The following is a 12,522-nucleotide window of genomic DNA, read 5'->3' on the forward strand; positions in this document are numbered from 1 at the left end:
AACCTAGATGAAAACCAACCTCCTCGCCATTGCGTTGATCGTCCTTTCGGCGTTCGTTTTAGCCGCCCGTGGTTTTGGTGGCACAGCCTTTACGGTCGGGGCTTGCGCCGGCTTTTTTGTACTCTGCCTCATCGGGCTAAGCATCAGTTCGATCCGCGAAGTCCTCCTGCTTTTGGGTGCTTTGGTTCTATCTGCAATTTTCTTTAGCTTTCAGGGCCCGATAGAGATTTTCATCGAGGCGGTCAGTCTTGCCGCCTTCTTTGCTACGTTTATCCTGTTGCTGACCGCTCTAAAAATTGCTGCTGAACGTTCGCAATCTATCCTAGCCGTTGGGCGATACTTAATCCGCCAGCCTGCTTCAGGCCGCTATATTGCAACTGCTCTCGGCGGTCACTGCCTTGGTGTTTTTCTGAATTTCGGTGCCATAAGCATGCTGGCACCAATGATCCAGAATGCGGCGAAAGACGAACACGGGAACATAGACGAAGCCCTCGAGCGCCGCCAGATTTCAGCCCTCCTCCGCGGGTTTGCTTGGATCTTACTCTGGGCCCCGACAACCCTCACGCAAGCCGTAGTTTTAACGTTATTCACAAATATCTCATACGGGAAAATTATCGCATTAGGGGTCGCAACCTCCATTCTAATGATGATCGTCGGCTTCCGGTTTGACCGTATCGAATGGCGGAATGCTTCCAGGCATGATGAAATATCTCCACCATTTCCTAAGACTAGTTTCTGGCGTCTAAGCTTTATCTGTTGCTGCTTAATAGTAGCGACCGCGACACTTCAGATTTGCTTTGGCCTTTCAACAGCATTGTCGCTTATGTATGTCGCGCCGGTTGTGACAATCCTTTGGTTTTCGGCGCAAAAGCCCGCGGGATTTGGTTTATCTCGCCAGTTGGCCACCTTCTGGCCTGCGCTAACCGCTAACGCTCCGGGCCTCGCAAGGTCGGCCATGGCGTTGGGATTGTCCGGTTTTATTGGACGAATGTTGGCAGAAATCGTTCCTGTGGAAGCATTTACAAGTGCGTTCGATGTCACCGTAGTTCCCGGCTGGGCTTTTCTCGCGATCCTGCCAGTCCTGATCACATTAGGAGGCCAGATCGCCCTGAGCCCAATCATTCTTGTCGTATTCGTAGGGCAGATCATTCAAACAATGCCTGACTTACCCGCCGATCCAACCAATATCGTCTTTGCGCTCAGCGCTGGATGGGCACTGTCGATGTTTGCCTCCCCCAATGCAACAGCAACGCTCCTCATCTCGGCAACGACCAGTCTTTCCCCAACAAAGTTAACTTGGTCATGGAACCTGAAGTACGGCACCATTTGCTACATTTTATTGGTTGCGATTTTCGTTCTACTCGAAGTCTAGCGTTTGTGTTTCTTAGGCGGGCAACTGCAAAAATCCATTTCAAGTCCGAAAGGAAACACGACTTTATTCTCCACTAGCCATGGTCTGAAACTATCTAACGGAGCCTGTGATACTGAATGTATGGTTTTGCTTAACTTTGAATTGCAAACTCGTGCGCATCGAAGTTAAAACCGCCAATTATGGTCAATAATCCATTGAAAAAGCTTTCTAGTACTAAGATGCACAATGCTTTCCCATCAACTTGTTAGAATATGAAAAAGGAATGCCAACGCGCAAAGAACGGCAATACCAAATCCGATGTGCCGTCCGCTGAAGCGGGTTCGACTTTCTGTGCCGCGCTCATATCTTGGATCGAGCATTCTGGTGTTTGCGAGGAAGCTACCAAAACCAGTGTCTTCTTTGTGTTTGATATCTCTTAATCCGCGCCCCGTTTCCTTGTTGAGCGCATCAAATGCTTTCGCCACGCGCCCTTCGTCAGCAATTTTTTGCTTTAGTACAGAAACTTCACAGCCCAAATGCTCAGCCAGCAAACGATTGCGGAAACACTCAATTGCCTCCCCGACTTCAGAAGACCGGGCCTCTACCGTCAGATCACATTCTGTATCGAACCCAAGCGATCGACGATTGATGTTGCTCGATCCGATCCGAATGGATTTATCATCCACGATACAGACCTTAGCGTGCACATATATGGCCTCCTCCGCGGCATTAACCGGAGAAGCAATTCGAAATCGGTTCTCGTGATCCACTTTGCGTAGTTGCTGAATAAGCCGCGTGCGCGTGACGTGCATTGCTTTATCTTCAACTTCTTTCTGTGCTTCGTTTGGATTTATTATGATAATGTCCGGCCCATCATCCTCGGATAAGCGCCGTGACAAGGCTGTTGCAATCTCATCAGACGCAAAATACTGGCTTTCCATATAGATTACAGAATTCGCAGATGCGATTTGATCGAGTACCATCTCTTCGATCTCGTTTATGAGAGCCTGATCCTCTTCCGGTGGCTCGGTTCGCGAGATCGCGACACGCACATTCCGGCAAGCAACAGGAAGTGATGCAGGCCAATAATCATCATCTGAAGGGGTCGGCGCAGCCAGATATTCGCCCGTGGAACGGTTCCACCGCGTACGTGCAAGATCGCCGAGAGCTTGCGCAGCGGCGCCGGTCACCGCATTGGTTAAATCATGCCAAGGATCTGCGTATTCGCCGTTCCGTAAAACACGTCGCGGATCATTAGGCGCATGATCAGGCGTATCCCATCGGGCATCCGTAACGTCAATTCCACCGCAGAACGCCACCGCATCGTCGATCACGACAATTTTTTGGTGATGGCACGCGCTGACAGGATGGCGGCCATCCAACGCTATCCGTATGTCTTTTGGCCCATTAAAACGCAACCGCATTGCAGGTACGAGCCGCCCAGGGGCGACAATTGTCGATCCGCTCCAGCGAAGAATATACATGTCCAGCTCGGGCCGCTCTTCTACCAGAGCTTCCAGAAACCCCCTAACCCTGTTGGGATAACCGTCGGGCGCGATACCGCTATCGTCACTTGCGCCCGGAAGCATTTCTATCTCTAGATCAAAGTCCCATCCGATCAACATGACCTGATGTTGCGCTATGATCAGGGCCTCTCTGAGAGCCTTGAAGTACGCCGCCCCATCAACAACCATGTCGTAGTTATACGCGGTTTCAACGCGCCAGCAGTTGCGCCCTTCCTCAAACAATGAGTTGTTCTGCTCTAAATCGGCTGCGGCGTTCATGGCGGCGAGATGTCCTCCAATTGAGGGCAATTAATCTACCCTTAACTACATTGATCGCTAACTCAACGCTGACCGAGCCGGTTTGTTCCAGAATTCACAAATACATTGTAACTATAAAAACTGAGGGAAACGCAGTTCTCTTCGACACCCCACCGTTTCGATTGGCGTAAACCCCGCTATCTAAGCGTTCCTGACGGGGAACGATACAACGCTGTTCATTGCGCGAATGGCCGAGAATAAGCGCCCTTTAACCTCAATCTACGCCCATTCATTCGGCCCCTTGACGCCCAAGACCCCGAAAAACCCACTAACTTGGGAACCAATGCACTTCTCTCGCGTTAATTACCCGTTAACGAACAGCAAAAAAGAAAAGAGAGAGGAACAGAAAATGGATATTTTTACGGGTTTAGGTGGCTTAATCGTCCTGATCTTGAATATCTGGGCAATTGTAAAGGTGCTTCAATCCGGCGCACCCGGCCTTAACAAGGTTTTGTGGATCCTTTTGATCTTAGTGCTGCCGATCATTGGTTTCATTATCTGGTTCCTCGCTGGCCCCAAGGGCGCTTGAATAACTCCCCAATCCGGACCTAATCTCCTCAGACTTTAGAATGGGTCCCATTCAAGCCCCCGATAGTCGCGCAGCGAATGCTGCGCGACTATTCCAAGCACATTAACCGATGCCAATTTTCAGGAGTAAAAGATGACCAAGTCTCCAAAAAAGACTGCTGCAAAGACTAAAAAAGCGCCGCCAAAAAAGGCGAAAGCAGATAAGATTGACCAAGCGGTCGAAGACACAGGCGCGGCGTTAAAGGAGTCTGTTGAGAGCCTGAAAGAAGGCGCAGCTGATATCGCGGATTCCGCAAAGGACACTGCCGAAGCCACGGCTGATGCAATTTCAGATACAACTTCGCGCGCTTCGAGCACATTAAGGGACGCTGCAGAGTCTCTACGTGACGGTTCGTTTCAAGAGCGAACTTTCGGACAGCTTGCCGCAAGCCTCGCGGACGCCTCAGATGCAATTCGAGACAAAGACTTGGGACAAATCTCTCGCGATGTCTCCAACCTCGCGCGCCGCAATCCATTATTGTTTGCAGGCGGGGCTGCATTGCTGGGATTTGCCGCTGCGCGCCTCATGACAAAATCGGGAAAAAATCATGACTCCTGAAACTTCCACATTTGCCATAATCGCCGATGTTCTTCGCCGAGGGTATGAACTCATTCAAAAAGAGCTGCGCCTAACCAAGGCCGAGATCAGCGACAGCATAAACCGTGCCGCTGTAGCGATTGGGCTCCTCGTCGCCGCCGCCGTGATGGGCATCATCGCCTTGAATCTGTTGGCCGGAACCCTCGTGACAGCATTGGTTGTGAACGGGCTAAGCACTGTTTGGGCTACGCTTCTGGTGGCCGCTCTTTTCGGTGTCTTTTGTCTTATTTTGATCATGAAGGCAAAGCGCGACCTAAAATATGCCGCGAACACACCTGCCCGTACCGCAGAACGCATCCGCAGAGACACCGCCGTTTTAAAGGAGGCCGCGAATGACACAAGATCTTGAAACCCTTAAATCCGATGTAGAACGCGAGCGCCGCCAACTTGAACATTCGCTAAGCGCATTGAATGACCGAATGTCCGTTGATGGCCTTAAAGCTGAAGCTGGCCATCATCTTAATGCGGTGACCGGAGACGCAATTAACAAGGTTTTGGCGCGCTTTGGGCGCAACGCGGAAGCTCACCCGCTGGCAACGGCAGCTATCGGTGCTGGTCTGAGTTGGTTGTTGTCCGAGCCTGATCGATCAAAGAAAACGGAACCACCAGCGCCAACACGCCGCTCGATGGGCGCATATAACGGGCCGAAGGTGGCCGAGGGCGATCCAAACCTCGACACACCTGCGATGGTTGCCGCCCATTCTTCGCCTCGCACGCCCAATGTTGTTGAACGCGCGCAAGACAAAGCCGCCGACGCGATGGACACCGTGGCCGACAAAGCCGGCGCGTTACGCGATCAAGCCGAGAGTTTGAAAGATCGTCTTAGCGAAGGAACGCAGGAGTTGTCACAAGAAGCGCGTGATCGTGTGATCGCGGCTCGGGAAAAGGCACTGAACGCCGCCCAAACCGGACAAAGAAAGCTACGTGACGCAGGCAGCGCAAGCCGAGATTTCGCAACTGAAAATCCGATGATTGTCGGAGGGGTTGCCCTTGCAATTGGTGCTGCCATCGCCGGTGCGCTCTATATGCGCAAGTCTCAGGACGAGGAGGAAGAGCTGGAAATCGACGTGTTTGAAGAAGCCGATCGGATTTTTGAAGAAGAGCTCGAACGCGCCCGCTTGGAGCGCAACACCGCCGTCCAAGGTGTGACATCCGGCGACGCCAGCTAGATGAACACCCACAGCAGAAACACAGGAGAAGACGACATGTCCCGAGGCCGCGACGCAGCCAACCCCACCGAATTCCCGCGCGCGGGATGGATGGATATTGGCTCGCGGATTGTCAAAAGCTTCGGTTCTGATCGTATCAGCCTGATTTCTGCTGGCGTGGCGTTCTTTGGATTGCTTGCGCTATTCCCTGCATTTACTGCGCTGCTCGCGGTTGGCGGTCTTGTGTTGGATACATCGGTAATAGTCGAGCAACTCGACGCATCAGAAGGTGTAGTCCCGCCAGATGTTGTAGAAATCCTTCGAAATCAAGCTCAGTCCGTCACTCTTGCTGGCGGGCTTGAGCTGACTTTGCTCCTGAGCGTTCTCCTCGCGATATGGTCTGCGTCCCGTGGGGTTGCGACGCTTTGCGACGGATTGAACGTCGTTTACAAGGAGGAGGAGAAACGGAGTTTTTTCCTTCGGAGTGCTGTATCTGTCGGGTTGACGTTGATAATTATGGTTGGCGTACTGGCCGCAGTCCTTGCGATTGTTGCCTTGCCGGTTTTGCTGTCCTTTGCCGCTCTAACACCAATCGCAGAAGTGGCAACGCAACTTCTGACTTGGGTGCTTTTGGCCGCTCTCATTATCGCGAGCATATCGTTGATTTATCGCCTTGGCCCTGCGCGGAGCAACGCGCGCTGGAGTTGGATTTCCCCTGGGGCGATTGTGGCGTGGCTTCTCTGGCTTATCGCGTCAATCGGGTTCACCATTTATGTCCAGAACTTCGCCAGCTACAATGAAAGCTTCGGCGCGATTGGTGGTGTAATTGTCCTCATGATGTGGCTTTGGATCTCGGCAATGGCGATACTAATCGGCGGCAAGGTAAATGCGGAAATGGAACACCAAACACGCGAAGATACGACCACAGGCCCAGAGAAACCTATGGGATCACGCGGCGCTGTTGTAGCTGACGAACTCGGGCCGGCCCGTGATGCCTAAACAAACGCGCAAACCCACATGGGCCGAAATCGGCATTTTTCTCTGTATTTCGGTTTTCTTTCTGGAATGGGCCAGTGATTTTCTAATCCCGCTTGTGGCTGCCTTCCTCGGGTCATTGATTTTGCGTCCTGTTCAACGCAAGGCAATGTCACTCGGGATTCCGAACGGTATCACGGCATTTTTGGTTTGCTTCGCTGCGGGTGTGGCCATTGTTATCGCTGTTTGGACGTTCAGCAATCCGATATCGCAATTGGTGAACGACCTTCCTGCAATGATCAACGAACTGCGCAATACGCCAAATGCAGCGGCCGAAACGCTTGATAAAATTGGCGACGCCGCCGAAGCCGCGCAAGAGGCCGTTGCGGGCAAAGAAGATGTGCCTGCAATGGAGGTTAAAGTTGTCGAAAACTCCAGCTTCCTCGGTTCGCTTGTGACCTCTGCTCCGGTGCTGCTTGGCCAGATTGTCCTGACGATTGTCCTGTTGTTTTTCCTCGTTTCATCTGGATCAACATTCGAACGCAAGCTCGTCGAATGCATGCCAAACTTCGCAAATAAGCGCGCCACCGTTCAAATTGTTCAGACCGTTGCTCAGAAACTTGGCCAATATCTGGGCGGAATAACCCTGATAAATCTGGGCCTTGGCGTTGTCATTGGATTGGCAATGGCCGCATGGGGCTTGCCAAATCCCTATATGTTTGGCGTGATCGCATTTACCCTAAACTTCGTGCCTTACATCGGCGCAATCTTTGGTGCGCTCCTCGCGGCGATCGTTGGTTTCAACGAATTTCACACGGCTTGGTCGGCGATCTTGATTTTCGCAACCTACATGGCGCTGACTTCAATCGAAGGGCAATTCGTAACACCTTATATCATCTCCAACCGGCTAAAGCTGAACCCGGCCGTTGTGTTTATTACAGTGGCATTCTTTGCATGGATTTGGTCTGTGGTGGGTATGGTGATTGCTGTACCGCTGCTGATTACCGCAAAAGTCCTGCTGGACCAGAGCCCTTCTACCCGCCCGATCGCACTGTTCCTTGGCGAAGCAAATGAACAGTTTAAGAAAGACGGTGGGGCCGCTTAATACAGCGACCAAACCGATCTACTTTTTGATGGTGGCTAGACTTACTTAAGAATGCTCTTTGGTGAACAGTTCCTCACGCAACACCAGCCCGCCCAAAACCAAGATACCGAGCGCGACAAATCCACTTAACATCAAGTCCTGAGGCATATTGGCAACCAGTATGCCGACCAACGCCCAGATCACTGCAATCAAGTACTCTGGGGCATTCGGCCGTTGCCTGTACACAGCAACGGAAGCAATCAGGCCAAGACTTATTCCACAGTAGGCCCAGCCCAGAGCGCCAAGAAACACGCCATACCCAGCCATGGTTGTTCCAAGTGACACGCATGTCGCTGCGGTGAGCCAACCAGCATAAATTCCGACAGGCGCTTGAAGCATCCAGCGATCTCGATTTGGCGCTTGGAGCAATGCTACGACGGCTCCCAATGCCATGAGAAAGATCGTTATGGTCGCCCAAATCGCACTCGTGTTTGCAATCGCAAGCCAAGGCACTCCGATGGCAAGGCTAAAACACAACGGCAAGCGCGCGCGTTGCCATTCCGGGTCCTCCCGTCGCTTAAGATACCCGAACGCAGCCGATACGATGAGCCAGATATAAATAAGGCCCCAGATTGCAAAAGCATAGCCAGCGGGTTGTATCGGCGGATCAATTTGCGGGATCGGGAGCTGCTCAGAGTCAAATCCGGAAAACGGGCTCGTCAGCAGCGGTGCAATGGCAAAGGCAATTGCCAAAACCAAAGTCAAAAGCGCGGAAATGTGGTGTTTCATTGGATTTCACTTTCTTTTAAGTGCATCTAAAGCGGCCCCAAACGATGTGCCTCGGGTCAGGAAGAAATCTTCGTAGGTAAGAACCAAGCATCAGAGATGCTCAACTCTTCTCATCAGTGTCTTGAAGCTCAAAGCGGTCTCGCAGCCAGCCAACGATGGTGAGGACAAGAAAGGCCAGCACCGTCACACTCGTGGCCTCTTTCACGTATCCAAAGCCAACCGCTATGCCGATAATGCCAACAACCCAGATCAACGAACCACTACCAACACCGCGCAGCTTTCCATCACTTCGGTTGGACATAATCGCACCGGCGCCCAAGAACCCGATACCTCCAACAACGCCCGCCACGACGCGCGAAAGATCAAACGCATAGTTGTCGGTAGCTGCATTCTCCGCAATGTTGAGCGAGATCATACATAGGGCAGCAGACCCTAAACTGACCAGCAGATAAGATCGCAAGCCCAAAGGTTTGTGCTTGAACTCTCGGTCGAGTCCCACGAGCAATCCCAACCCGAGGGCAACACAACACCGAAAAAGAAACGTTTCGAAATCAAGCATAAACACAACCTAAGAAAAGATGACCGGACATAACAAAGGACGCAGTCACCTGCGCCCTTCGAAGTTGGCATTTTGAACTATGCGACAGCACGTTGCGGCTATTCTTAACTATTCAGCCATTCATTTACGGCTTCTCGAGCCTCTTCTTTGGTCTTGCCGTACTTCTGCTGAAGCTTGCCTTCAAGCTGTTCGCGATCACCGTCGATCTGGTCGATTTCATCGTCGGTCAATTCGCCCCATTTTGCTTGTAGATCGCCTTTGAGTTCTTTCCATTTACCTTCAATTTGGTCCCAGTTCATAACGGTCTCCTTTCGTTTTTGCATTCAAGAGACCAACGTGAGATGGGCAATTTGGTTCCAAGAAAATTAAAAATAATTTTGCGCAATAGTGAGGGGCTAAATGTCCTTGGGGAAAACAGCCTCAAACAAAGTTTCGGTTCCTGTTGAGGCAAGGTTCGTTTTGGCTTTGAGCCCACGCGCATATACTTCGCAAAGACGTGCACCGACCGGATCCGCGACCATATCGTCTGCTTCTTGTGCAGAAATACTCAAGCAAAGCTTTTCACCCGCGTCTTTGACTTGGACCTTGAGCGCAGTCGCGCCGGCGTTCGAGAAATGCACAAGTGTCTCAGCGATAAGGTAGCAAAGAGTGTAGGCCCGATTTACGCCGACCGACACATCATCATACGCTTCGGCGATATGAAGATTTTCAGCGAGTATCTCTTCTCGGCGCAATTTCTGAATCATGTGCCCAATGCCCGGTCCAACAGGCAAAACAGGCGCATCAACGGTTCGATGTAAAACTTCATGAACCATGCTGATAATCCGCAAGCGCACAGACACGCGTTTGATCAGCGCGACCTCTTCTGGCGTTTTGGCATTACTGGAATGCAAACGCATGATGGATTGCACCACCTGTAAGTTATTGCCAACACGGTGAAAAATCTCTCTCTGCAACGCATTCGCATTGCGAATTCGGTTTTCGGCTTCAGCCTCTTCCCAGAGCAATTGACGTGCAAGGCGGGAGAACTCCTTGCGCATTTGTGCTGTTTCATTTGTTACGGAGGGGTTTTTGTCTGTTTGCGGCAAGGTGCGATTATTCATGAAGCCATGCATCTCATCCGACAACAAATTGATGTCACGCAAGACCAAGCGGCGCACCAACAAATCGGCGATCAACAACGCAATCGCCAGCAAGAGAAACGGTCCAAAACTCGCTCTAAGAACAATCAGGTATGTGGCGGGCCGCAAGATTTCTGGAGAAAGGCTCGCAAAAATACGCACACCAAGCGTTGTTTTCGGCAATAGAACGATGCTCTCGTCAATGCTGTTCTTAACGATGCCGCGCGCATCCGTGTCCATCAACCATGGCGCATTTGCGAGAAGCTCTTGGTAAGCCTCATCCGCATTCGGATCACTCGCCACGAGAAAGCCATAGGACGTCACCCATTCTGGGAGGTCCACTTCACCGGGATCAAATGCCAGATAAACAACCTCATCTCCAACGGAGCGCCGGATCGTCAGGTGATGATTATTCTCCACTGTTACGATGTCGTCGCGGTTTCCAGATAACAAATCGACATCCGCGAGCCCTTCTACATTGCCCCCCCAAAGACAGCTCTCTGAGGGGCTGACCGATGCTATTCCAGCGGCAAATACGGTGAAAGAAGCGTCGTCAACCGCTTGGTTCAGGAGGCGGCACCGGTCCGGCAGCGGCAAATCCTCACTTGCAGCGGAGGACATCAGATCCATCAACAACTTGGATTGCTCGAATGCGGAAGTTACGTCAACGAAGGAACGCTCGACGCTGTCCAATGTTGATTGCTCGCGGGAACTGTAGCGTGTTTCTGCCAAGTTATATTGATAATAGCTCGCCAGAATTGCGATGGGCGCCATAACGATCAGGTAAATCGCCTGAAACCTGCTTTGCAGGGATCCCATGATATAGCGCGTACGCGGCGCCACTATGCGCCTGATTGGTTAACAACAGACATGGTTTGGCTATCCGTTATTTCTGTGGCTGCGCCTTCATCAAGCTGCATGAGATGAGCCAGTTCTTTTCGGGCCCTGTTTGTACGGGACTTCATTGTTCCCAATGCCACTTCGCACGCCTCTGCCGCTTCTTCGTATGACATCCCCAAGGCGCCAACCAACGTCAGAGCTTCGCGATGTTCGGCTTTCAATTGCTGGAATGCTGCTTGAAATTCAGTGAGTTGAAGCCGTCCGTCATGGTCTGGCTTAACCGACAGGCTGGCAACCAATTCGCCCTCTGGATCGTCGGTTTCGCGCACGGCCTTCCGACGCTCCGAATAAAAGGCGTTGCGCAGAATCGTGAAAAGCCAAGCGCGCAAATTTGTGCCTTCACGGAACTTATCGAAGTTTCCGATGGCTTTGACCAAGCATTCTTGAACGAGATCGTCAGCACGTGTTGGATCCTTGGTAAGGCTACGCGCGAAGGCGCGCAGCGAAGGAATATGCTCCAGCACCGCGTCGCGAGGATCAGAGTCGCTCATTTAGATGACTCCTCCGAGCGGCTGTCGGACTTAGTTTTTTTCAATTGATCCAATAAGTCTTTAAAGCGATCCGGCACGCCCTCATCTAGCGTTTCACGAAACGCCTTTTTAAGATTGTCATCAATCAAATCGGTTGATTGATTTGATGGTTTGGGCTCTTCGGGCATTGATTTCACTCTATTATCCGCACTCCAACCGCGATATCATAAAGACAACGTACAGAGTAGAACTTGGTTCCCAACAGAACCCAATTAATGTGAAATTAATTTTAACTAGCCTTTAGCAGGACCATCAAAATGGATCATATTGCGACTCACATTCCTTATTTGCGCCGCTATGGCCGTGCCCTCGCAGGGAACCAATCTGCTGGAGATGCATACGCAGCGGCGGTTCTTGAAGCGATGATCGCCGACCCGGATTCGATCCCCGAAGCAGGCGCAGCCAAAGTCGCTTTATATCGCATGTTCCACACAATCTGGCACAGTTCCGGTGCGCCGGTAGACGAAGAGGAAAAGGGCATCGCAGTGCGGGCCCAAAAGCATCTTTCGAAACTCGCTCTAAATTCCCGGGAAGCGCTGCTGCTCCATGCTCTCGAAGAATTCACAACCGAAGAAGTGGCCGAGATCATTGGTGTCAGCCAATCCGAAGCGGAAGAGTTGATCCGCATTGGCCAAAACGAACTCGCCGCTGCGGCCCGTGGTTCGGTGCTTATTATCGAGGACGAACCAATCATCGCGATGGACCTTGAAGGCATCGTCTCGGATGCAGGGCATCGCGTATTCGGTGTGGCCCAAACAAGAGCAGAGGCAGTTGATATTGGTACGGACGGAAAACCAGACCTTGTACTAGCCGACATCCAACTTGCCGATGACAGCTCCGGTATTGATGCTGTAAATGATTTGCTAAAAGCTCATGGGGATGTGCCCGTGATTTTCATCACTGCATTCCCAGAGCGTCTATTGACGGGTGAAAAGCCGGAACCCGCGTTCTTGATCACCAAGCCTTTCCGCCCTGAACAGGTACTCTCAGCAATCTCACAGGCTTTGTTCTTTTCTTCGACACAAACGCTCAAGTCCTAAAACCAGTTGTTGCGCGTAAAGGGGCGATACTCACCGC

15 protein-coding genes are annotated in these 12,522 nt (G+C 51.6%); 8 read left to right on the forward strand and 7 right to left on the reverse strand.

Annotated features, from left to right (window positions below; all coding sequences use genetic code 11):
• The first annotated feature begins 7 nt into the window (after positions 1 to 7).
• Positions 8 to 1,372 (forward strand): hypothetical protein, encoded by a 1,365-nt coding sequence (locus N9C89_RS09780; protein ID WP_263953695.1) that lies wholly within the window; start codon positions 8 to 10, stop codon positions 1,370 to 1,372.
• A gap of 236 nt (positions 1,373 to 1,608) precedes the next feature.
• Here N9C89_RS09780 and N9C89_RS09785 read toward each other — a convergent pair whose 3' ends face one another.
• Positions 1,609 to 3,135: a phospholipase D-like domain-containing protein gene (locus N9C89_RS09785; RefSeq protein ID WP_263953696.1), complete on the reverse strand. Its 1,527-nt coding sequence runs from the start codon at positions 3,133 to 3,135 to the stop codon at positions 1,609 to 1,611.
• A gap of 388 nt (positions 3,136 to 3,523) precedes the next feature.
• Between N9C89_RS09785 and N9C89_RS09790 the strand changes: the two genes are divergently transcribed.
• The 6 genes from N9C89_RS09790 to N9C89_RS09815 all read left to right on the forward strand — a co-directional run bounded on the left by N9C89_RS09790 (position 3,524) and on the right by N9C89_RS09815 (position 7,567).
• Positions 3,524 to 3,703 (forward strand): PLDc N-terminal domain-containing protein, encoded by a 180-nt coding sequence (locus tag N9C89_RS09790; protein WP_263953697.1) that lies wholly within the window; start codon positions 3,524 to 3,526, stop codon positions 3,701 to 3,703.
• A gap of 132 nt (positions 3,704 to 3,835) precedes the next feature.
• Positions 3,836 to 4,300 (forward strand): hypothetical protein, encoded by a 465-nt coding sequence (locus tag N9C89_RS09795; protein ID WP_263953698.1) that lies wholly within the window; start codon positions 3,836 to 3,838, stop codon positions 4,298 to 4,300.
• A complete protein-coding gene (locus N9C89_RS09800; RefSeq protein WP_263953699.1) occupies positions 4,290 to 4,688 on the forward strand; it encodes a phage holin family protein in 399 nt (132 codons plus the stop codon). The genes N9C89_RS09795 and N9C89_RS09800 overlap by 11 nt, the downstream gene beginning before the upstream one ends.
• The gene (locus tag N9C89_RS09805) at positions 4,672 to 5,508 is read left to right on the forward strand and encodes a hypothetical protein (protein WP_263953700.1); all 837 of its coding nucleotides are present in this window, start codon (positions 4,672 to 4,674) and stop codon (positions 5,506 to 5,508) included. The genes N9C89_RS09800 and N9C89_RS09805 overlap by 17 nt, the downstream gene beginning before the upstream one ends.
• 36 nt (positions 5,509 to 5,544) lie before the next feature.
• Positions 5,545 to 6,486, forward strand: coding sequence for a YihY/virulence factor BrkB family protein (locus N9C89_RS09810; protein WP_263953701.1), 942 nt, complete (start codon positions 5,545 to 5,547; stop codon positions 6,484 to 6,486).
• The gene (locus tag N9C89_RS09815) at positions 6,479 to 7,567 is read left to right on the forward strand and encodes an AI-2E family transporter (RefSeq protein ID WP_263953702.1); all 1,089 of its coding nucleotides are present in this window, start codon (positions 6,479 to 6,481) and stop codon (positions 7,565 to 7,567) included. Before N9C89_RS09810 ends, N9C89_RS09815 begins: the two co-directional genes overlap by 8 nt.
• Before the next feature lie 45 nt (positions 7,568 to 7,612).
• On the opposite strand, the gene N9C89_RS09820 is transcribed toward N9C89_RS09815, so the two are convergent.
• From N9C89_RS09820 to N9C89_RS09845, 6 genes are all read right to left on the reverse strand, one after another.
• Positions 7,613 to 8,335: a hypothetical protein gene (locus N9C89_RS09820; protein WP_263953703.1), complete on the reverse strand. Its 723-nt coding sequence runs from the start codon at positions 8,333 to 8,335 to the stop codon at positions 7,613 to 7,615.
• Between the two features lie 100 nt (positions 8,336 to 8,435).
• On the reverse strand, positions 8,436 to 8,894 hold the full coding sequence (locus N9C89_RS09825; RefSeq protein WP_263953704.1) for an MgtC/SapB family protein: 459 nt from the start codon (positions 8,892 to 8,894) through the stop codon (positions 8,436 to 8,438).
• A gap of 104 nt (positions 8,895 to 8,998) precedes the next feature.
• Positions 8,999 to 9,193 carry a CsbD family protein gene (locus N9C89_RS09830; RefSeq protein WP_263953705.1) on the reverse strand — a complete coding sequence of 65 codons (195 nt, stop codon included), beginning with the start codon at positions 9,191 to 9,193 and terminating at the stop codon, positions 8,999 to 9,001.
• A gap of 96 nt (positions 9,194 to 9,289) precedes the next feature.
• Positions 9,290 to 10,834: a histidine kinase dimerization/phosphoacceptor domain -containing protein gene (locus tag N9C89_RS09835; protein WP_263953706.1), complete on the reverse strand. Its 1,545-nt coding sequence runs from the start codon at positions 10,832 to 10,834 to the stop codon at positions 9,290 to 9,292.
• A 23-nt stretch (positions 10,835 to 10,857) separates the two neighbouring features.
• On the reverse strand, positions 10,858 to 11,406 hold the full coding sequence (locus N9C89_RS09840) for an RNA polymerase sigma factor (RefSeq protein WP_263953707.1): 549 nt from the start codon (positions 11,404 to 11,406) through the stop codon (positions 10,858 to 10,860).
• On the reverse strand, positions 11,403 to 11,573 hold the full coding sequence (locus N9C89_RS09845; RefSeq protein ID WP_263953708.1) for a NepR family anti-sigma factor: 171 nt from the start codon (positions 11,571 to 11,573) through the stop codon (positions 11,403 to 11,405). The genes N9C89_RS09840 and N9C89_RS09845 overlap by 4 nt, the downstream gene beginning before the upstream one ends.
• 129 nt (positions 11,574 to 11,702) lie before the next feature.
• Here N9C89_RS09845 and N9C89_RS09850 point away from each other — a divergent pair, with 129 nt between their 5' ends.
• A complete protein-coding gene (locus N9C89_RS09850) occupies positions 11,703 to 12,485 on the forward strand; it encodes a response regulator (RefSeq protein WP_263953709.1) in 783 nt (260 codons plus the stop codon).
• Positions 12,486 to 12,522: the final 37 nt, after the last annotated feature.

It is taken from the genome of Halocynthiibacter sp. SDUM655004, from assembly GCF_026015885.1.
Taxonomy (GTDB): Bacteria; Pseudomonadota; Alphaproteobacteria; order Rhodobacterales; family Rhodobacteraceae; genus Falsihalocynthiibacter; species Falsihalocynthiibacter halioticoli.